The following is a 21,898-nucleotide window of genomic DNA, read 5'->3' as shown; positions in this document are numbered from 1 at the left end:
ATCAAAAATAGTACAGAAAATATCCTTCTGTAAAAAAATTATTACTGAAAGGCATTCTTTTGTTACCGAATGGAAAATTAGTAAACCGGAATACAAAAATCCACGATCATCTTTCCTTCCGGATGTTCTTTACAATTGGAATGATAAATTTCAAAAGGGAAATTTTTCCTCATAGAATAGTGGTGCTCATTCATCCATAAAAATAAGGATACCCAGGACTGCTCAAAGTCCAAGGGTTACTTCACCGGTATCAATCCGGAGAATATCAGATTTGTCTTTTATTGCGGTTTTAGAAAAATATTCTTAAACCATTGTTAATAAATCAGATATGGAACATCAGTCTACATTAAAAGGCTCAAAAATAATCTCCCTGTGCTGAATTTCCCTATTTTCGGATGCTACGCTGATATGATACCTTTTATCCAAAAAAAGATCTTTTGTAAAGAATTTCTTTCCTTCAACAATACATTCATTATTGATCACTTCAAAAGAATCCAACGGGATCATCATCCCGCCTCCGTGTGCTTTTATGACAGCTTCTTTATGGGTCCAATAGGTAAAAAAGCTTCTTATTTTGTCTTCAGAATGATCAATTTCTATACACTCATCTGCTGTCATTTGAAACTGAAAATCCATATAGTTTACAGTTTCATCAGAAAATTCCACATCAATCCCGATGGGGAAATCAGCGATCGCACAGACTACCAGGTTTTTGGAATGGGAAATATTAAAATGAGCAGGATCTCCTTTTAAAAAGGGCTTATGATTCGGTAAACGGCCCATACTTATTTCATCGATATGATAGTAAGAGCTTAATCCCTTTTTCAGGAGTATTCTTCCCAACAGGGAAAGCTGGGCATCCTGCCATCTTTTAAATTTCAAAATCTGCGCTTTAAAGTCACCAGAAAAAACATCCAGATACCTGTCCAGCAGATCCTGATGTCTTCCTTCGTCAATGTAGGCATATAAAACGACCATCCGCTATTTTAAATTACTTTAGAGATATACAGTCTTACTGCTTTGTATATGCATTCACCATTTGTGCTTGCAAACGCTGGCTTCTTGCAAAAAACAAACAAGATAGACTACATTTTGTCTGTTTTTTTAAGGTATTTCTTCTCTTTAAAGATAGTCAATCTGCTTAAATTTCCTGAGATCTTTTTACTGTCTCCCAGAAAAAAAGACTGGAATCATAAAGGCCTTTGGAAAATCTTTTTTAAATTTATCATAAAATCACTTTAAATCATTTAAAAATGAAAGTACAAACATTAACACTATTGGCAGGCTGTGCACTTTTTGCAGCTTCGTGCAGCACAACAAAAACCTACGCAGTAATGGCCAAAAGCGGAACAGAAACCGGTGGAGAGGCAAAGTTTACCCAACAGGGAAATGAGGTCATTATGAAGCTGAACGTATCTCACCTTACCCCTGGGATCCATGCAGTACACATTCATGAAAAAGGAGACTGCTCTGCTGCAGACGGAACTTCTACAGGAGGACACTGGAATCCTGCTAAAGACGACCATGGAAAATGGGGCGCTGAACATTTCCATATGGGAGATATCGGGAATCTGGTGGCAGACCAGAGCGGAAATGCAACCCTTACTTTCAAGACAGACAAATGGTGTCTTGGCTGTACGGATGAATCTAAAAACATCATCGGAAAGGGGCTTATCGTGCATGCTGCGGCCGATGATTTCCATACTCAGCCTACCGGAAACGCAGGAGGAAGAGTGGGATGTGTAGAGATCAAGTAACCCTCTTTTTTACATAAAAAAACCGCTAATTTTCATTAGCGGTTTTTTTATTTTTATGATTTCGATCCCATATCTGCTACAATATTCATTGCTTCCTGCAGGTAAAGGTCTTTTTTAAGATTCTTAACCCACATTTCAGATTTTTTCCTGAATGCTTCATCTTTTTTAGCTCTTTCAACTTCACTTGGGTACATCATGAACTGAAGACCATTCTCAAATTTAGTTAAAACTTTAAACTTCTCAATCTGAGATTTTCTATGCTTCATCACGTCATTGAATTTATCGATATTCAACGTAATGCTTTCTTCTTTATCCAGTTTTTCTCTCCACTGAGCAGATTCTAATAACAGCTGGTAATTGTTATTTTTAGCCATTCTGTCAGCACTTGCTTTCTCAAGGGCCTGGATATTGAAATAGTTCAGTTTTTGGAATTTTGTAGGCGGAATTTTATCCCAGGCCAATGCAAAATCATCATAACGCTCTCCTACTTCTGCATAAGTAAAGAAATCTTTCATCTGAATATCAGAAACCACTCCTTTTCTTTGAGTTGATTCTCCGGTAATTCTGTAGAATTTCTGTATCGTCAGTTTTAAAGATCCGAAATCATCTTCAGTATTCAAAAATCTGTTCAAATCCACGAAAGCCTGAACGGTTCCTTTTCCAAAAGACTGTGGTGATCCAACGATCATTGCTCTTCCATTATCCTGCATCACCCCTGTTAAGATTTCTGAGGCAGAAGCTGAAAGTTCGTTTTGCATGATCACAAGAGGACCTGTCCATATCGGAGCTTCATATTTGTTCTTTAAAGTCTGAATTTTTCCGTTTCCGTCTTTTACCTGAACGTATGGGCCGGCATCCATGAAGAGTCCCATAATATCTCCCACCTCTGTTAAAGATCCGCCGCCGTTATTTCTCAGGTCAAGAATAATTCCTTCAATATTCTGAGCCTTAAGCTTGATAATCTCATTTTTAATGTCATCAGAAGCATTTCTTCCTTTAGCATTTTCGAAGTCAGCATTGAATCCGGGAAGGTTGATAAACCCGTATTTCTTACCGTTAGGAGCATTCACCACAATACCTCTTGCAAAAGTATCTTCAATTGCTACTTCCTCACGGATCATCGTTACATCCTTAATGGAACCGTCTTTTTTCTGAACCGTTAAGGTCACCGGAGTTCCTTTTTCACCTCTAATTAATCTTACTGCTTCGTCAGAAAGCATTCCCACCACGTTTACGGCGTCATCTTTCGGTTTAGACTTTACTTTTAGGATTTTATCGCCTTCTGAAAGCTGCTTAGACTTCCATGCCGGTGCTCCGATGGTAAGAGCTCCCAGGTAAAGGTTTCCTTTTTTCTCCTGGATCATTGCTCCGATACCGATTACCTTTCCGGTAAACTGGCTGTCAAAGTCTTCTTTATCTTTTGGCGAATAATAATTGGTGTGCGGATCAAATACCTCTGTGTAGGCATTCATATACACCGTAAACCAATCCATTTTCTTTCTCTTTTTGAATCTGGTAAAGGTATCTTTCACAAGATCTTTCACTTCATCTGTCGCTTTTTTGATCTTCTCATCCTGAGTAAGAATTTTTAGGTTGATCGTATCTTTCAGCTTATATTTCTGAACTGAGTCTTTTTTCTCTTTCTGAGCTTCCTCTCTGCTGTTCATTGATTCAATCTCCTGAAGAATGTTATATTTAATGAACTTTTTCCACTCATTATACTGCTCCTGCTTATTGGTAGGGATCTTCTTCAGCTTTGGCTCAAGGGTAAGCGTTTCATCTTCCTGAAGATTGATCGGCTTACTGAATATATCCTGTGTAATCTTATCAATTTCATCCACTCTCTGGTACAGTCTGTCAATGGTAAGCTTATAGAAGGTCAGATCACCCTGGGTGATATAATCATCGAGTTTAGTTTCGTGCTTACCAAATTCATCCATATCGGACTGCAGGAAATATCTTTTTGCAGGATCTACCAATTCGAAATAATGTTTATAAACATCCTTCGAATAGGCATCATTGATAGGTTTTGGGCTATAATGCAGATAAGAAAGTGTATTTTTTACGCTCACCATTATTGTTTGCATCTTTTCATCGTCATTTTTTGGCGAGTTGAAACAAAACATTAGACTGGTTAATGGAATTAGTAGTAAAAATTTATTCAGTTTGAAATTTTTCCACATAAACTGTCTTGTATTTATTAATTTTTTTTTAAATAGTATTGTAATGAGTAGCACTATTATTGGTCATGTTACAAACGATCAAATTTAATACCTTATTTACAAATATCGTACAGTTTTGGCCATTTTTATCAAAAGTGATCTGCAAATAATAATACAGGTTCTTTATAATTCCCATGATAAGGAGCTTTGCTTTGGTCACAAAATGAGTGAATATTGCATTTTATCTGATACTTAAGCACTTGTTTTTTAACATAAATTAAAAAAACAGATACCACAAAAAGATGATTTTACCTGTAAAGGCATAAAATATGCAGGTAGTTAATTATATAACTTTAAAATTTTATAGTCATGAGAAGTTTATTATGGTTAGTTGCAGCCATCTGTATCGTTGTATGGCTGCTGGGAATGTTAGGAGTCGTACCGGGAATCAGCACGGGTTATTTACTGCATGTTCTTCTGGTAATCGCTATTATTGTTATTCTTTATAACATCATCACGGGCCGGAAACCTCTTGATTAAGTTTATTCATGCATTACAATCTATTATCAGACTTTAACAGATGCCTAATGGAATGATACCGGTAATGTTAAAAGATGGCATTTCCGGAAATTCTATCTGAAAAAGCATCTGTGAAGTTCTGATATTTTTATGTCTTACGAAAATTTAACTTCGTAAAAAAATGGTATTTTCCTCCCTATTTTATGGCTTTTTACCCATAAATAATATTTTTTCTTACAATTCTGTTCCATTTAGAAGTGACCGGATATTTTATAACAGGTTATTTTTAACTACATTTGATGTGTTGAAAAATTCTTTTGTCCCATTCAACCGACGGACAAATCGCACTATACTGTTATTAAAAAAATTAAAATAATTTATGGAAAGACCGCTTATTCTGGTTACTAATGATGATGGAATTACAGCTCCCGGTATCAGAAATCTTGTAAATTTTATGAATGAAATCGGAGAAGTAGTTGTCGTAGCCCCGAATTCTCCTCAGAGTGGAAAAGGACATGCTATTACCATTAATTCTACCTTAAGCTACGAAGAAGTCACCCTTGAGGGCCCGCAGAAGGATTTTTCCTGCAGCGGAACTCCTGTAGACTGTGTAAAAATGGCTCTTGACAAAATTTTAACAAGAAGGCCTGATATTGTCGTTTCGGGAATTAACCATGGGGCCAATTCTTCGATTAATGTGATCTACTCAGGAACCATGTCTGCTGCTGTGGAAGCCGGGGTGGAAGGAATTCCTGCCATTGGTTTTTCATTATTGGATTTCAGCTGGGAAGCAGATTTTATACAGGCTAAAGAATATATTCAGAATATCGTCAGAAGAACTCTTGAAAGACCAATGCCTAAAGGAGTTGTTCTGAACGTTAATATTCCTAAACTTCCTGCGGAAGAAATAAAAGGAGTAAAAGTCTGCAAACAGGCCCACGCAAAATGGGAAGAGAGCTTTGATGAAAGAATCAATCCTCATGGAAAAAAATATTACTGGCTGACAGGGTATTTTAACAATATGGATGATTCTGAAGATGCTGACGAAACAGCTTTGGCTAACGGATATATCTCCATTGTACCGGTAAAGTTTGACCTTACTGCGTATGAATATATGAAAACACTGGAAGAAGTAATGACTTTTGACCCTGTGCCGGAAGTAAAATAATCTGTTTAAAAAATTCCTCTATTTCACTTTCAGAGATGAACGGCAGAAATTATACAGAAAATAAAAAAGAGATGTGGATCATTGATTTCACATCTCTTTCTATTATATTATTCTTATTGCTAGTTAAAATAATAATACGTTGTCCTCCTTTCTAAGTTCTTCCAGGTAGCTCTTTTTATCATCTCTGTAGAAAAGGTTCATCGTCTCAAAAGGAATTAATTTCAGGTCTTTGTTGACAATATGAACACATGATTTTTTCACAGCCCTAACATCAAAGTCATGAGCATCCATAAAGTTCATAATAATAATTCTAAAGAGATTATCATAATCCAGATCAGGGGCACATACCTCTGGAAGACAGCATAATAACTGATTAACTTTAGGTTTTACCTTATCTACTGAAATGCCGGTGCTGAATATATCCAGAAGCTGCATATGAAGGCCCTGATCCTGTTCGTAAACAATGGTATTTCTGGATTCATTATTCAGAAGATCTGCAGGATTGATATACCGGGTTAAAGGAATAATTTCACCTTCAAGTTTTAAAATGTATCCCATGGCTAAAGCATCGGGATTACATGGAACCGGGATAATATCGTCGGAATTTAAAAGGGGAAACTGATTTAGAATTTCCTGTCTCACCTCTGTTAATGTAATTTTTTCATAGGCAGAATCATCCCTATTCCTTCCTGCAATTTCTACAGGCTGGAAAGTAATTCCTCTTACACATTTCTGCTTCAGTGCAAATTCAATGATCTTCCCGATTTCATCTATATTCTTATCTTTTTGGAGAACAATGACCAATGTTGTAGAAAGATTAAGCTCATTCAGCTTTTCCAATGCTTTCATCCGAACTGCGGTAAGGTCTTTTCCTCTGAAATCTTCCAATACCTCAGGTTTAAAGGAATCAAACTGAAGGTATACTTCAAATTCAGGAGCATAGGTAGCCAGTTTTTCAGCAAATCCCGGATCATTGGCAATTCTTATTCCATTGGTATTGAGCATAAGGTGCTTAATAGGTTTCGATTTGGCAATATCCATGATTTTAAAAAATTCAGGATGAATGGTAGGTTCTCCCCCACTGATCTGAACGACATCCGGTTCTCCCTCATTCCTGACAATGACATCGAACATTGCTTCTATTTCCTCCAAACTTCTGTGGCTTCCATAATGAGGAGACGACATTGCATAGCAGGTAGGACAGGTCAGGTTACAGCGGTCTGTAACTTCTACAATAGAAAGGCAGCTGTGCTGCTCATGATCTACACAAAGCCCGCAGTCATAAGGACATCCATATTCTACATCGGTTCCAAAATGAAGTGGCATTTCTGACGCTTTATTATAGTCTCTTATGTTTTTGTAATACTGTACATCAGAAGCTATTTTGGTCTTAAAGAAGCCATGATCAGGACATCTTTTGGTCATAAAAACCGTTTCATCCTCGATAATGACCTTCGCACCAACCCTTTTAAGGCATTCAGGGCAAAGACTGATTGTATAATCGTAATAAGTATAATTTCTAACCGGCATAATTAAATTTTAAGCACCTCCACAGATATATCCGCTGATCAAACCACAAATCAAAAGGCATATCAGCATCGTCTGTATAAATTGTTTTTTACTGAATTTCCTGTCCCCTTTCCATTCATAAATTATTTTGGCCACAAGGGTGACTATTAAAGAAACAAAAAGAGCTCCCAAAATGATCATCCCTATGATCATGATGACCACACCGGCCAGGTTGCCCGCTTCTAAAATGGTTAAAGTTTTCATCTTGAATATTTTAAATCTAAAGATTGGGTATTTTTAATACGATAAATGTAGTAAATAATTACACAAATACAGATAAGCTGTATCGTTCCCAGATTTCCTGCGATCTCTACTCTCGGTTTAATGAAATCCAGGAGAAATCTAAAGGTAAAATAGCCCAGCATAAATAACTGAAATATAAATCCAGACTGGTATTTTGCCCTGTTTTGAATATATTTCAGGAAGATCCATAGACCCAATAAAAATCCGATTTCATAAAGAGCAACAGGATGTCTCAGGTACTGATCTCCCAAATGCATTCCAAACACAGAGTCTGTAGGGATACCGTAAGTCTCTTCGTGAATCCCGGTCAGAAAACAGCCTATTCTCCCAATGATGATAGCAAGGAGTAAAGGAAAAACAATTAGATCTCCGGTACTTTCTTTATGCCTGACTATTTTTTTGGCCAGCTCCACGCCTATTAATCCAAAAGCCAATCCTCCGACGATGGTATTGTTTGACCAGAATCTCTGAATGCTGAAATTTTCAAACAGTGTATAGGGATTTTCCAGATTCCCGATCAGTTTTGAACCGAATAAGGCGCCGGCTGTGGCTCCAATTAAAACTGCAGCAGAGGTATTAAAGGAAAGTTTCTCTTCAGACTTTCGTTTAAGATAAAAATAATACCGCATTCCCAAAAACATTCCCAGCGCTTCAAAAAGAGGATGCGCGAGAACTGTTTTACCGAAAATATGAAATGTTACAGGAAAATCCATCGCTTCAAAAATAATCCATTTTCAGATTATTTACTACCTTTATTCTGACAAATAATTACAAAATGCGTATAGAAAATGACATAAAACTGGGGTTTAAGGATGTAATGTTCCGTCCCAAACGGTCTACCTTAAAATCCAGGTCGGAAGTTAACCTGGAAAGAGAATTTACCTTCAGACACACCAAAAAGAAATGGAAAGGAGTTCCTGTTATAGCAGCAAATATGGATACAGTCGGCACTTTTGAGATGGCTGTAGAGCTGGCCAAAGATAAGATTATCACGGCCATCCACAAACATTATACTCCTGAAGAATGGGATCAGTTTCTGCAAAGCCAGCCTGAAAGCATTCATCAGTATATTGCATTAAGTACCGGGACGGGAAAGGCAGATGAAGAGAAAATCAGGCAGATCCTCGGGAAGCATCCAAAAATCGAATTTCTCTGTATTGATGTAGCCAATGGCTATTCCGAACATTTCGTGGAATTTGTGAAGAAAGCAAGGGCAAATTTTCCGGATAAAATTATTATCGCTGGAAATGTGGTGACCGGAGAAATGGTGGAAGAGCTTCTGTTGGTTGGTGCAGACATCATAAAGGTAGGAATAGGTCCCGGTTCAGTTTGTACGACCAGAGTGAAGACAGGAGTGGGATATCCTCAGCTTTCCGCCATTATTGAATGTGCTGACGCTGCTCACGGGCTAGGAGGCCATATCATTGCAGACGGTGGCTGTAAAGTTCCGGGTGATGTTGCCAAAGCCTTCGGCGGGGGAGCAGATTTTGTGATGCTGGGAGGAATGTTTGCCGGGCATGATGAAAGCGGAGGAGAAATGATTGAGGAAAACGGGAAAAAATACCGTTTATTCTACGGAATGAGCTCAAAAACAGCAATGGATAAACATTCCGGAGGAGTAGCCGAATACCGTGCTTCGGAAGGGAAAACAGTGAAGGCGGCTTACAAAGGCGCAGTTTCAGACACTGTGAAAGATATTTTAGGGGGCGTACGTTCTACCTGTACCTATGTGGGCGCTTCCCAGCTTAAAGAACTTTCAAAAAGGACTACTTTTATCAGAGTTCAGGAACAGGAAAATCAGATTTTTAAAGATTAAAAGGCCGGAAATTCCAAAAAAGCAATACAACAGAGGCTGCACAGATGTACAGCCTCTTTATATTTTAAGTTAACATTCCTCCGTCAACATTCAATGTCTGCCCTGTAATATAAGAAGCCATTTCACTTCCTAAGAATACGCAGGCATTGGCAACATCTACAGGATGTCCTCCTTTTTTCATCGGAATCCCCTCTCTCCATTCCTGAACGATCTTCTCATCCAGAACAGCAGTCATTTCTGTTTCAATGAATCCTGGAGCAATAGCGTTACATCTGATGTTTCTTGACCCTAATTCTAAGGCAACAGATTTTGTAAATCCAATGACACCGGCTTTAGAAGCTGCATAGTTGGCCTGCCCGGCATGTCCCTGGATACCAACTACTGAAGTCATATTAATGATTGATCCTGATCTTGCCTTCATCATCGGCTTAATAACCGCTTTTGTAAGGTTGAAAACTGAATCTAAGTTTACTCTCAATACCTGATCCCAATCTTCTTTGGACATTCTCAATAAAAGATTGTCTTTTGTAATCCCTGCATTGTTTATTAAAATATCAATCTGCCCAAACTCTGCCATTACTTCTTCCACTAATTTCTGAGCGGCATCATAATCTGATGCATCAGACTGATATCCTTTAATTTGGGTTACAGAACTCAAAGCTGCTTCTAATTCTTTAGCTTTATCTACAGAGCCGGCATAAGTAAATGCGATTTTTGCCCCCTGTTGTGCAAATACTTCAGCAATCCCTTTTCCGATTCCTCTCGTAGCTCCGGTAATTAGTGCTACCTTTCCTTCTAATAGTTTCATATCTTTTGACAATTATTTTTCTTTATAACTCATTCAGCTAGTGAATGCTGACTCATTTGATTTATATAATTCTATTCCAGAATTAAACGGTTTGCAAAGATATTATAAATTGTCATGCAATGCATTCAAATCATTAAATTCCTGGAAATTTTATGCTTTTTTAATAGATCACTACAGTTGGATAACAGTATTTTTAAATCTCGTGAAGTAAACGAAGTCAGACTTTTTGTTTTTCTCCAATCTCAATACTTCCTTCTGCCAAAAATACTTATCATAGACAATTTCTTTCAGGGGTTCATTCTGAAAATTCATGACTCCATATCTTCCGTCTTTCTTCACTACAATTTCATTTTCAGAATTTTCAAAGACAATGATATCTTCATAGAGGAAGGGAATAATTTCTTTTCCTTTCCCATCCAAAATACCATACAGATTATCTGAATTTCTACAGACAACCGGTTTTGAATACTGATTAAGAGGATTAAAATAACCAGTGTCCTGATTTTTGATAAGGGTAATATTGTTCAATTCTGCCGCAGATCTATCCGTTACTGAAAACTGATAATACTTATCCTGTTTCCTGATCAGGAGACTGTTAGGATAAAAACCAAGTACATAAGTCCCTTCACTCAAAATATTTTTAAGATCCTTATCCAGTAATTGCTCCTCCCCTCCTTTTTTAAGATAGATAAAATCATGTCCTGAAATAACAAAGCATTTTATAAAATCATATTCCTCAGGAACAGCCCTGTTTCCATGTATATCAACAATACCATATTTTTTTGACTTATCATTATAAACATTGAAAAAATGATCAGATAAAGGAGTTAAATAAGAAAAACTGCTGGGGTATAGTTTCCGGTCTTTTTTATTAAAGACCGACATCTTGTTCTTTTTTTTCAGGTAGATGTATTCCTTTTTTCCAAAATATTCAGGGGTGATATCATCAAAGATCTCGTCTGCCAAAATATTTTCTTCCGTATCTGTCAAACCGTACTTTCCGGTACTTTTGTTCCTGGTAATAAGATAAGGATAAGCATTTATATCGACCACCTGTTTTGAAAATGTGTGTAAGGGTTGCCCATCCATTCCCATGATTTCGCTATGATTATCCTCATTAACGATCAGTGCTTTACCATTTTCAAAGTTATAATCTTCCTTAAATTCCCTGTCACTGAGCTGTCTTCCGTTAAAGTCATACAGAAACCATTTTTTATCTTTCAAAACAAAAAACCGGTTCTTTCCCGAGAACCTGATTTTATCCGAATAAGGAATAACCTGCTTCCCGTTATAATCATAAACCGCTTCCAGATTCTGTCTGGAAGAAATAATTCTCTCTTTACTGAGCCATGGGGTATTAAAATCCTGAGCTTCTAAAGAAACTAACTCATTTCCCTTTTTCATCGATAATCGCTGATCTTGCCTGATCACCTTCTTCAGACTTTAAAACAAATCTGTTTTTGAATATGTGATAGATACTGCCTCTGTAAGAAGATGTAAAGGTGACCGTTCCCAATGAATCGACAATTCCCTGCTTTTTGGTCACAGGGTCATACACCGTTCCATATCCTTCCGTATATGAACTGACCTCTTTGCCTATTTTTTTTGATAAAAGAACTTTGGTATACTGATGAGTCTGTGCTGCACAAAGAGTGGAGCACAATACAAAGACGAGTGTTTTCAATTAAATGGAATTATTGACAATAAGGACGATTTCCCCTTTTAAAGTTTTAGTCTTGGAAAACTCAATTAATTCATTGATTGTCCCCCGTTTAGTTTCTTCAAACTTTTTAGAAATTTCACGGCTTAAACTTACTTTGGTTTCTTCTCCGAAGAACTCTTTAATCTGTTCCAGAGTAGTATTGATTTTGTGCGGACTTTCATAAAGAACAATGGTTTTCTTTTCTTCAGCCAGCTGCTTCAATTTGGTTTGTCTGCCTTTTTTCTGCGGCAGAAAGCCGGCAAATAGAAATTCATTGTTGGGAAGTCCAGAAACCACCAAAGCCGGGATCAGGGCTGTAGCTCCGGGAAGGCAGATCATTTCAATATGATGATCTGCACCTGCTTTTGCCAGCAGATAGCCGGGATCTGAAATCCCAGGGGTTCCCGCATCCGTAATAATGGCAATGTTCTGGCCGTTTTGAAGATCAGCAATCACTTTTTCTGTTACCTGATGCTCATTATGCAAATGATAAGATTTTAAAGGTTTTGAGATCTCAAAATGCTTTAAAAGTATTCCGGAAGTTCTGGTATCTTCACATAAAATATAATCAACTTCTTTAAGGACGTGTACTGCCCTGAAAGTCATATCTTCCAAATTTCCTACAGGGGTAGGAACAAAATATAGGATTCCGCTCAAAATTATAAGAATTTATTTTCCACCAATATCCAAAGTCTCTGAGCATATTCATCCACCTTATTCCATTTTCTTTCGTAATAAAGATCACTCAGGTATTCTTTTGCCTCTTCAATAGTCCTAAACCGGTTCAGGACCGCTACTGTATCGTTCAGATCAGACTGGCTTCCTTCAAACAGCATCTTTGAAAAAGCAATTCTATCATTCAAATCCAGTTTGAATTCAGGTTTTTGTTTATCCGCCTCCATAAAATTGGTCGGAATATTAGATTTCAGAATACTGCCTGTATCCTCTTTTACCACCGGAGCCGGATTTTCTTTCGGAATTTCTCTTTCCAAAGGATCATCGTCAAAAAGAGTCTGAACGGCTTTCAATCCCTTGATATTGGCTAATTTTATTTTTTTCTCCTGATGATATTCGTCTAAATCTTCAAAACTTTCATCAGAAGGATGTTTTTCTGTTTCTTCAGGAACAGGTCTGTCGATATCAATAATCTTTCTTCTGTCATAGACTTCGGCAAGGACATTTTCCTCCTTTTTTTCTTCAGAATGATCATTTTTGATCTCACTCAGAATATTTTCCACATTAGAAGTATCTGTCGCGAACTCTCCCTGCTCGATGGCAATATTTGATGAAACAAATTGCTCTTCATTTTCTTCAATCAGCATTTCATCTTCCAGCATTTCCGGATCAAATATACTTGGAATTTTTTCTGCGACCTTCTGCATTTCATTCACAAAAGCTTCATCATTCCCATTTTTTTCTTGGGGTTCAGAGATCTCATCATCAAAACCGTTGATTTCATTCAGCTGATTATTGAATAGGGCTTCTTCTTCTGTGATGTCCTCATTAAACATGTTTTCGTGGATATCTTCATCAGAATCAGGTTGAGAATCCGCAAGTATTTTTTCTTCATCGATAAAGTCAAAAATACTTTCATGAGCTGCTGAAGTTTCGTTTTCATCCATTTCGTTCAGTTGATGGGTAAAAACAGCTTCTTCTTCGGTCAATCCATCCTGCGGAGTTTCAATGGGTTTCTCTCCGCCCATTTTATGAGAATAGCTTTCTTCCACATAGTTTATAATATTCTCATGGAATTCATTTTCCAGGATTTCATTCAGCTGATTGTTGAAAGCGGCTTCCTCTTCTATTCCGGTGGCAAAGCTTTCATTTTCGTACTCATCAATCTCATTCAGCTCATTATTAAAGATCGCTTCTTCTTCCGTCACTTCGTTGCCGGATTCATGAGATTCCGGATCTTTTGAAGCGAAAGAAACAGGATGATTTTCAAAATGCTGAACAGGATCTTCAGCCACGAAATATTCTATATTTTTTTCCAGCAGTTTCAAAAAAGAAATTCTGTTAGCAAGCTCATCTACAAGATCTTGCTTGGAAAGTAATTCGTCTACGTTATTTATTTTATCCAGATTATCGATGATATTCTTGGACTCAAAAAAAATCTTTTCCTTTAAATCTTGGATATTCTGCATAATAAGATTCTTATTAAAATTGCTTACTTTTGATGTTAAAAATATACGGCTAATTTAACAAATGTTTTTAGAAAATACAATTAATCATTCCAAACAAAGCGGTTGGATGGAAGTTATCTGTGGCTCTATGTTTTCGGGCAAAACCGAGGAGTTAATCCGAAGATTGAGAAGAGCAGAAATGGCGGGGCAGAATGTGGAAATTTTTAAACCGAAACTGGATATCCGGTATTCTGAAGAGGATGTGGTTTCCCATAATCAGAATAAAATACGCAGCACCGCCGTGGAAAACCCTAATGAAATTCTCCTGCTCGCCTCCAATTGCGATGTAGTGGGAATTGATGAAGCTCAGTTTTTTGATGAAAGCATTGTTGATATTGCCAATCAGCTTGCCAATAGCGGTATAAGAGTAGTGATCGCAGGGCTGGATATGGACTTTCTCGGGCGTCCTTTCGGGCCTATGCCAAATTTGATGGCAACTGCGGAATATGTCACAAAAGTGCATGCTATTTGCAAGAGAACCGGTAATCTTGCCAACTATTCCATGAGAACTTCCCAGGGAGACAATCTGGTAGAATTGGGAGAAACCAAAAGCTACGAAGCAGTAAGCCGACGTGTTTTTATTGATGAAGTACTCTCAAAGAGAAAATAAAGTAGCAAAAAAGGTAAAATGGCGAAACTGCAAAAAAGCAATATACAATACGCTCAAAAATGTTTTCGCAATGGAACCGACACAAAATATAATATAAATGAAAAAGCAATATTGTAAAATCTAAAAAATAGGACCAGCTCAAATGAGCTTTTTCATTTTTTTGCGGATTTCTCTTTTGCATTTTTCACCTTAAAATAAAGCAGAAAGGTACCAATGAACTATACAGTACAACACATTGCAGATATCACCAATGCACAGGTTATTGGAGAAGGAGATTTAATGATCAAAAATATCGCCTTTGACAGCAGGATTATTTATTCCATAAAGAATACAGCCTTCATCGCGATCAATACCCATAAAAACTCCGGTGAAAAGTTTATTGAATCTGCAATTGACAGAGGTATTAATGTCATTATTTCTGAACACCACCATCCGCAGTTTGAGAATATCACCTGGATCATTGTTGAGAATTCCGTAGATTTTCTTCAAAAATTAGCAAAGTATCATTTCGAACATGCTCATTTACAATCTATAGGAATCACAGGAAGTAACGGCAAAACCATTTTAAAGGAATGGCTGTACCAATGCCTGTGGAATGAATTTTCGACGGTAAAAAGTCCTAAAAGTTTTAATTCCCAGATTGGCCTTCCCCTTTCTCTGCTTCAAATCAACAAATCCCATCAGCTTGGAATTTTTGAAGTAGGCATCTCCAAACCTGATGAAATGGAAAAACTCGAAAATATTTTCCATCCTCAAATCGGGCTGCTGACTCATATCGGAACAGCCCATGCCGCCAACTTCTCCTCTGAAGAAGAACTGATCAATGAAAAGATCAAACTTTTTAAAGATTCCAAAGTGATTATCTACAACGGGGATAATTCATGGGTTGAACAAAAAATAAAAAATGTATATTCAGATAAAAAATTAATCTCGTACGGATTAAAAAAAGAAAACCAGGTCTTCATTAAAAATAATATTTCAAAGGGTGAAAATATCATCGTGGATTATTTTGGAGAAGAAATCAGCTTTCCGGCCCATCAAAGAGACGAAGCCACATTAACCAATGCTGTGGCACTTATCACCGTCCTTAAGGAGTTACATATCGAAAATCAAAAGATCGTCGAAAAAATCAACAGTTTAAAGGCCGTTGAAATGAGGCTTGAAGCCATTGAAGGAATTAAAGGCAATATTATCATTAATGATTCTTTTAATCTGGATCTGGATTCACTGAAGACTGCCCTGCAGTTTTTAAATGAATATAATAAATCTAAGAAGTCCCTGGTATTAACTGATATTGTAGGAGTCAATACCAATTCAAAAGAACTCTATGAAGAAGTTTCAGAACTGGTAAACGACCAGCATTTCGATTCTGTGTTCTTAATCGGCAACAATATATCTAAATTCAGTGAATTATTTAAATCTAAAACATATACTTTCATTGACACTAAAGAACTTATTGAAAGTAAACATCTTAGCGAAATAGAAAACCAGATCATTCTTCTGAAGGGGGCCCGAAAATTTGAAATTGAAAAGCTTAAAGATATCCTTGAACTTCGCAAACATGACACAGTCCTCGAAATCAATCTGAATGCCATTCTGCATAACATCAATTATCATAAATCTCTGCTGAAACCCAGTACCAAGATGATGGCTATGGTAAAAGCAAATGCCTACGGCCTGGGAAGCTATGAGATCTCAGAATTTTTACAGCATCATCACATTGATTATCTTGGGGTAGCTTTTGCTGATGAAGGAGCAGAACTCCGCAAAAAAGGAATTACAACTCCAATTGTTGTGATGAATCCGGAACAGCACAGTTATCAGACCATCATAGATTATAACCTGGAACCTGAAATTTACAGCTTCAGGGTACTGGAACTGTTTTATGAAGCTGTTCAAAAATCCGGCTTTGACCAGAAATATCCTATTCATATCAAACTGGAAACGGGAATGCACCGTCTTGGATTTAAAGATTTTGAATTGGATCAGTTAAGTGAAACTTTAAGTGATAAGAATCTGAGAGTACAAAGTATGTTCAGCCACCTTTCTTCATCTGATATACCTGAAGAAAAAGAATTTACTTTGCAACAACTGGAGGTATTTGAAAAAAATTCATCATATTTAATAAAGAAACTGGGATATGCTCCTATCCGACATATTTTAAATTCTTCCGGAATAACAAGTTATACGGACTATCAGTATGATATGGTAAGAATAGGGATCGGGATGCTGGGAGAATCACCAAGTAGTGAAATACAGAATCAGTTACGCTCTGTTGTAAGTTTTAAAACGGTAATATCGCAAATTTCCATGGTAGAAGACGGTGAATCTGTAGGCTACAGCAGAAAATATAAAACAGACCATCAGACCAAAATAGCAACTATTCCTGTAGGTTATGCTGATGGTATTCCAAGACTGATTGGAAATCAGGTTGGAAATGTAGGAGTCAATAAAGCGCTTGCTCCTATTGTAGGCAATATATGTATGGATATGATGATGATCAATGTAGATAATATTCCACACGTAAAGGAAGGTGATATGGTAACTGTTTTTAATGCTCACCCCAGTTTGAAAGAATTCGCAGGCTACTGCAAAACGATAACCTATGAAGTATTAACTTCCATTTCACCCCGGGTGAAACGGATCTATATTAAAGATTAACTATGAGAAAGCTCCTGATCATTCTCTTCGTACTCCAATTACTTTTCATCCAGTCACAGGTAAAAAAGAATTTAGTCATTCCGAAAAATCCCAAAATAGGACTATCGCTTGCCGGTGGTGGTGCCAAAGGTTTTTCACATGTAGGAGTACTTAAAGTATTAGATTCATTAGGGGTAAAAGTAGATTATATCGCCGGCACAAGTATGGGGGCCATTGTTGGCGGACTCTATGCTTCGGGCTACTCCGGTAAGGAAATAGAAAAAATTGTCATGGACACCGATTTCTATTCCCTGATCATGGATCCCAAATCCAGACTCGAATCCACATTTTTCAATAAATCCGTAGATAAATACCTTTTATCGATTCCCTTGAAAAATGGAAAAATTACGCTTCCCTCTTCTATCAGTACCGGACAGAGAAATGTGTACCTTCTTAAGGAACTCTTTAAAAATGTATCCAACATTGAAGATTTTTCCAAGCTTCCTATTCCCTTTTTATGTGTTGCCACCAATCTGGAAAGCGGAAATATGCAAATTTTTGAAAAAGGAGACCTTGTACAGTCCATTATGGCAAGCTCTGCATTTCCATCATTAATGGATCCAGTGAAAATTGGTGACAGTATTTATATTGACGGGGCAATGACGGTCAATTATCCTTCAAAGCCGTTAAAGGACAAAGGAATCGATATCGTTATCGGAGTGGACCTGAACCAGGATCTTTCAAAAAGAGAGGATTTAAACAACATCATATCCATTCTTAACCAGGTCATCGACTTCGGAATAAAAAGGGATACCAGAAAACAGTATAAATACACCGATATAAACATCAAGCCCGACCTAAAGGGAATGACCGCTACCAGCTATGATGACAAGAAAAAAATTCTTGACAGCGGCTATGTGGAAGGAATGAAATATGCCAACATCCTGGATCAACTGCCCAAACGTTCTTTTGACCGCCTCAGACAGCGCGTAAATCCAATATATTCCAATGTTTATAAGATAGACAGCATTGCCGTAGAAGGAGGCAAAATATACGGTAAAAACTACGTTTTAGGAAAATGGGTCTTCGTCTGCCTTCTTTACAGACTTATGGCAATATCAACCGGATGATCGATAAATTGGTGGCCACCAACAATTACAGGTTTATCAATTATGACATTGTTCAGGAGAATGATGCCAACTATTTAAAGCTTTATGTTACCGAAGATGATGCACGCCATTTTTTAAAATTCGGGCTGCATTATGATGAAGTTTTCAAAACGGGACTTCTTTTAAATTACTCGGCAAAGAGGCTTTTATTTAAAAACTCTAATCTTTCCGTAGATGTCATCGTGGGTGACCGTCTCAGGTATTATCTCAATTATTTTATTGATAACGGTTATATCCCAGGATTTGGAATTTATTCTTCCGGAATGAGTTTTGATCTTAAAAACATTGACAATAACGTCATTGATAAATGGGAATGGAGCAGAAATGAGGCCTATATACAGTCTGTTTGGAAGGATAAATTCGCGATTGGAGGAGGTATAAGCCATGACTACTTTAAAGCTGAGCTTAATGGTGATAACTTACGCTACAGCCGCTTTTTAAATCCTTATATATTTTTAAAAAGTGATACCCAGGATGATAAGGAGTTCCCTACAAAAGGCTTTTATTTCGCTGCAGAAGGAAAGGTAATTGATCTTTTAAAATCTGAAGTGGATAAAAGGATTGTTCAGATCAAAGCTGATCTTAGGGTAAATATTCCATTAGGTAAACAGTTTACTTACCGTCTTAATTTATTTGGAGGTGTTACCCTTGGAGAAAACCTTCCTCAATATTATCAATACAGATTAGGTGGAATTTTTGAACAGAATATCATTAATTTCAAAAGTTTCGGGGGCTTTTATTTTGCCCAGCTGCATACCAATAACGTAATACTAGCCTCCAACGACATTCAGTTTAAATTCAACAAAAACTACTTCATCAGTGGAAACTTTAGCTTTGCCAATCTTTCAAATGACATCAAGTTCGAAGATGCAGTTAAAGTAAATTATAGCTCGCTGGGAATTACAGCCGGCTACAGATCTCCTTTCGGACAGATCAAAGTAAATTTTAGCCACTCACTTAAAAACAATCAAAAAGGCATATTCAGTGTTATTTTAGGACACTGGTTTTAAAACAATGATACAATTCTTTTACGAAAGCTTACCGGAAACTGTAAGTACAGATTACAAAAAATGGCTGGAAGATATTATTCTTTCAGAAGGAAAAAAACAGGGAGAAATCAATTATATTTTCTGTGATGATGACTATCTTCTTAAGATCAATCAGGACTATTTACAGCATGATTATTATACTGATATTATCACTTTTGATTATGTAAAAGGTAAAACAATAAGCGGAGAGATTTTCGTATCTTTGCAGCGCATTTCTGATAACGCCTCTACCCTGTCCCGAGATTATGAAGAAGAACTAAGAAGGGTTCTCGCCCATGGTATTCTTCACCTTGCAGGATACAAAGATAAGACAGAAGAGGAAGAAAAAGAGATGCGGAGAATGGAAGATTTTTACTTATCCAGATATCACGATTTAAAGATTGAAAATTAAAGAATCACTTAAACTCCGATATCTAAAGTACTCTATTCTAGTGATAATATAAGTTTACCTAGAGTGCATTCTCCAAAAATGTTTCACGTGAAACATTGGTAATAAAGATAAAGTTTAAAGCTTAAAACAAGCGAGATAAAATGATTTCAGAAATATATGATGTAATAGTAGTAGGTGCCGGACATGCAGGTTGTGAAGCTGCTGCCGCTGCTGCCAACCTAGGTTCAAAGACCCTGCTCGTTACAATGAATATGCAGACCATCGGACAGATGAGTTGCAACCCGGCAATGGGTGGAATCGCAAAAGGACAGATCGTAAGAGAGATTGATGCTATGGGAGGATACTCCGGAATTGTTGCAGACAAATCTGCTATCCAATTCAAAATGCTGAATCTTTCCAAGGGTCCCGCGATGTGGTCTCCAAGAACCCAAAATGACAGAATGCTTTTTGCTGAAGAATGGCGACTGGCATTAGAGAACACTCCCAATCTTGATTTTTTTCAGGATATGGTAAAACAGCTTATTGTAGAAAACAATACAGTAACCGGAGTAATTACTTCCTTAGGAATTGAGATCAAAGGAAGATCAGTAGTTTTAACCAACGGTACTTTTCTTAACGGATTAATTCACGTTGGTGATAAACAGTTAGGCGGAGGAAGAATGGGAGAACCGAGAGCATTTGGTATCACCGAACAACTCGTTTCTTTAGGATTTGAAGCAGGAAGAATGAAAACCGGTACCCCACCAAGAGTAGATGGAAGAAGCCTGGATTATTCTAAAATGGAAGAACAAAAAGGAGATGAAAATCCTCAAAAATTCAGCTACCTTGATACTCCCAAATTAACAAAACAACTAAGCTGTCATATTGTTTATACAAATGAAACTGTACACAATATCCTACGGGAAGGTTTTGACAGGAGCCCAATGTTTAATGGCACCATTCAAAGTTTAGGCCCAAGATACTGTCCAAGCATCGAAGATAAAATCAACCGTTTTGCAGAAAGAACAAGACATCAGCTTTTCGTAGAACCCGAAGGATGGAAAACCGTAGAAATATATGTCAACGGATTCAGCTCTTCACTTCCTGAAGACGTGCAGATCAAAGCAATGAAACATATCCCGGGTTTCGAGAATGTAAAAGTATTCCGTCCTGGTTATGCGATTGAGTACGACTACTTCCCTCCTACCCAATTAAAACATACCTTAGAAACAAAATTGATTGACAATTTATATTTCGCCGGCCAGATCAATGGGACTACAGGATATGAAGAAGCGGCAGGTCAGGGTTTAATTGCCGGGATCAATGCACACAATAAAGTTCACGAAAAAGAAGAATTCATTCTTAACAGAGATGAGGCCTATATTGGTGTTTTAATTGATGACCTGATCACCAAAGGAACGGAAGAACCTTATCGAATGTTTACTTCACGTGCCGAATACAGACTTCTTTTAAGACAGGATAACGCCGATATCAGATTGACAGAAAAAGCATACCGATTAGGCCTGGCAAAACAAGAAAGACTAAGAAAGGTAGAATCAAAACTATCTGAAAGCCAGTCACTTGAAGAGTTTTTACGAGAAACTTCTTTAAAACCAGGTATCATCAATCCTATCCTGGAATCTATAAAAAGCAGTCCTGTAGATCAGGCTTACAGAGCAGCTCAGATCCTTACAAGACCCAATATGACATTGGAAAAGCTTGATGAGATTGTAGCCATCAGAGAATTCTCTTCTCAATACAACGCTGAAGTTAGGGAACAAGCTGAGATTAACATCAAGTATAGAGGCTATATAGAAAAAGAAAAAGAGAATGTAGCTAAGCTTAATCGTCTTGAAAATATTAAAATTCCGGAAGACTTTGATTATTCCAAGCTTTCAAGCCTTTCTACAGAAGCAAAACAGAAGATGTCAAAGGTACGTCCGAAGACTATTGCACAAGCAGGAAGAATAAGCGGTGTTTCTCCGGCCGATATAAACGTTTTACTAGTGTATTTAGGCCGTTAAAAAAGAAATGTTTCACGTGAAACATTTCTAAATTTAAAACAAAAATTAAGGTATGTATGAGCCTACATCAAGCTCTGCATATCTTAATTTTTAAATATAATACATAACG

General features: G+C 37.2%; 19 protein-coding genes and 1 pseudogene. 9 read left to right on the top strand and 11 right to left on the bottom strand.

All coding sequences use genetic code 11. From position 1 onward, the window contains the following. Window positions 1–77: 77 nt before the first annotated feature. The gene (locus MUW56_RS10305; RefSeq protein ID WP_292013110.1) at window positions 78–233 is read right to left on the bottom strand and encodes a GyrI-like domain-containing protein; all 156 of its coding nucleotides are present in this window, start codon (window positions 231–233) and stop codon (window positions 78–80) included. A 103-nt stretch (window positions 234–336) separates the two neighbouring features. After that, window positions 337–978, bottom strand: a complete 642-nt coding sequence (locus MUW56_RS10300; protein WP_292013109.1) for a 4'-phosphopantetheinyl transferase superfamily protein — start codon at window positions 976–978, stop codon at window positions 337–339. Window positions 979–1,253: 275 nt separating this feature from the next. Between MUW56_RS10300 and MUW56_RS10295 the strand changes: the two genes are divergently transcribed. Further along, a complete protein-coding gene (locus tag MUW56_RS10295; RefSeq protein ID WP_292013108.1) occupies window positions 1,254–1,757 on the top strand; it encodes a superoxide dismutase family protein in 504 nt (167 codons plus the stop codon). Between the two features lie 53 nt (window positions 1,758–1,810). Here the strand turns inward: MUW56_RS10295 and MUW56_RS10290 are convergent, their stop codons facing one another. After that, window positions 1,811–3,940 carry a carboxy terminal-processing peptidase gene (locus MUW56_RS10290; protein ID WP_292013107.1) on the bottom strand — a complete coding sequence of 710 codons (2,130 nt, stop codon included), beginning with the start codon at window positions 3,938–3,940 and terminating at the stop codon, window positions 1,811–1,813. Between the two features lie 348 nt (window positions 3,941–4,288). On the opposite strand from MUW56_RS10290, the gene MUW56_RS10285 reads away from it, so the two are divergent. Together MUW56_RS10285 and surE are read left to right on the top strand one after the other, a co-directional pair. After that, window positions 4,289–4,459, top strand: coding sequence for a lmo0937 family membrane protein (locus MUW56_RS10285; protein ID WP_292013106.1), 171 nt, complete (start codon window positions 4,289–4,291; stop codon window positions 4,457–4,459). A gap of 358 nt (window positions 4,460–4,817) precedes the next feature. Then, on the top strand, window positions 4,818–5,606 hold the full coding sequence (surE, locus tag MUW56_RS10280) for a 5'/3'-nucleotidase SurE (RefSeq protein ID WP_292013105.1): 789 nt from the start codon (window positions 4,818–4,820) through the stop codon (window positions 5,604–5,606). A 123-nt stretch (window positions 5,607–5,729) separates the two neighbouring features. Here the strand turns inward: surE and MUW56_RS10275 are convergent, their stop codons facing one another. From MUW56_RS10275 to MUW56_RS10265, 3 genes are read right to left on the bottom strand one after another with little or no spacing between them, the layout of a single operon-like run. Beyond that, window positions 5,730–7,136 carry a radical SAM protein gene (locus MUW56_RS10275; protein ID WP_292013104.1) on the bottom strand — a complete coding sequence of 469 codons (1,407 nt, stop codon included), beginning with the start codon at window positions 7,134–7,136 and terminating at the stop codon, window positions 5,730–5,732. A 9-nt stretch (window positions 7,137–7,145) separates the two neighbouring features. Next, window positions 7,146–7,379: a hypothetical protein gene (locus MUW56_RS10270; protein WP_292013103.1), complete on the bottom strand. Its 234-nt coding sequence runs from the start codon at window positions 7,377–7,379 to the stop codon at window positions 7,146–7,148. Further along, window positions 7,376–8,131: a prolipoprotein diacylglyceryl transferase gene (locus MUW56_RS10265; protein WP_292013102.1), complete on the bottom strand. Its 756-nt coding sequence runs from the start codon at window positions 8,129–8,131 to the stop codon at window positions 7,376–7,378. The genes MUW56_RS10270 and MUW56_RS10265 overlap by 4 nt, the downstream gene beginning before the upstream one ends. A 62-nt stretch (window positions 8,132–8,193) precedes the next feature. Here MUW56_RS10265 and MUW56_RS10260 point away from each other — a divergent pair, with 62 nt between their 5' ends. Further along, the gene (locus tag MUW56_RS10260) at window positions 8,194–9,234 is read left to right on the top strand and encodes a GMP reductase (RefSeq protein WP_292013101.1); all 1,041 of its coding nucleotides are present in this window, start codon (window positions 8,194–8,196) and stop codon (window positions 9,232–9,234) included. Between the two features lie 64 nt (window positions 9,235–9,298). On the opposite strand, the gene fabG is transcribed toward MUW56_RS10260, so the two are convergent. The 5 genes from fabG to MUW56_RS10235 all read right to left on the bottom strand — a co-directional run bounded on the left by fabG (window position 9,299) and on the right by MUW56_RS10235 (window position 13,888). Then, a complete protein-coding gene (fabG, locus tag MUW56_RS10255; protein ID WP_292013100.1) occupies window positions 9,299–10,042 on the bottom strand; it encodes a 3-oxoacyl-[acyl-carrier-protein] reductase in 744 nt (247 codons plus the stop codon). Between the two features lie 171 nt (window positions 10,043–10,213). Next, window positions 10,214–11,446, bottom strand: a complete 1,233-nt coding sequence (locus tag MUW56_RS10250) for a WG repeat-containing protein (protein ID WP_292013099.1) — start codon at window positions 11,444–11,446, stop codon at window positions 10,214–10,216. Next, window positions 11,430–11,726, bottom strand: coding sequence for a hypothetical protein (locus tag MUW56_RS10245; protein WP_292013098.1), 297 nt, complete (start codon window positions 11,724–11,726; stop codon window positions 11,430–11,432). Before MUW56_RS10245 ends, MUW56_RS10250 begins: the two co-directional genes overlap by 17 nt. Further along, the gene (rsmI, locus tag MUW56_RS10240) at window positions 11,727–12,401 is read right to left on the bottom strand and encodes a 16S rRNA (cytidine(1402)-2'-O)-methyltransferase (protein ID WP_292013097.1); all 675 of its coding nucleotides are present in this window, start codon (window positions 12,399–12,401) and stop codon (window positions 11,727–11,729) included. A gap of 2 nt (window positions 12,402–12,403) precedes the next feature. Further along, complete coding sequence (locus tag MUW56_RS10235; protein WP_292013096.1) at window positions 12,404–13,888, bottom strand: hypothetical protein; 1,485 nt, start codon at window positions 13,886–13,888, stop codon at window positions 12,404–12,406. Window positions 13,889–13,949: 61 nt separating this feature from the next. Here MUW56_RS10235 and MUW56_RS10230 point away from each other — a divergent pair, with 61 nt between their 5' ends. From MUW56_RS10230 to mnmG, 5 genes and pseudogenes are all read left to right on the top strand, one after another. Beyond that, window positions 13,950–14,537 (top strand): thymidine kinase, encoded by a 588-nt coding sequence (locus tag MUW56_RS10230; RefSeq protein ID WP_292013095.1) that lies wholly within the window; start codon window positions 13,950–13,952, stop codon window positions 14,535–14,537. Between the two features lie 213 nt (window positions 14,538–14,750). Then, window positions 14,751–17,198, top strand: coding sequence for a bifunctional UDP-N-acetylmuramoyl-tripeptide:D-alanyl-D-alanine ligase/alanine racemase (locus MUW56_RS10225; protein ID WP_292013094.1), 2,448 nt, complete (start codon window positions 14,751–14,753; stop codon window positions 17,196–17,198). Between the two features lie 2 nt (window positions 17,199–17,200). Continuing rightward, a pseudogene (locus MUW56_RS10220) lies at window positions 17,201–19,356 on the top strand (patatin-like phospholipase family protein). A 4-nt stretch (window positions 19,357–19,360) separates the two neighbouring features. Beyond that, on the top strand, window positions 19,361–19,786 hold the full coding sequence (gene ybeY / locus MUW56_RS10215; RefSeq protein ID WP_292013093.1) for an rRNA maturation RNase YbeY: 426 nt from the start codon (window positions 19,361–19,363) through the stop codon (window positions 19,784–19,786). Between the two features lie 140 nt (window positions 19,787–19,926). Beyond that, window positions 19,927–21,789, top strand: coding sequence for a tRNA uridine-5-carboxymethylaminomethyl(34) synthesis enzyme MnmG (mnmG, locus tag MUW56_RS10210; RefSeq protein WP_292013092.1), 1,863 nt, complete (start codon window positions 19,927–19,929; stop codon window positions 21,787–21,789). Window positions 21,790–21,898 lie beyond the last annotated feature (109 nt).

The organism is Chryseobacterium sp. (assembly GCF_022869225.1).
Classification (GTDB): domain Bacteria; phylum Bacteroidota; class Bacteroidia; order Flavobacteriales; family Weeksellaceae; genus Chryseobacterium.
This window is presented reverse-complemented; position numbering and strand designations above follow the sequence as displayed.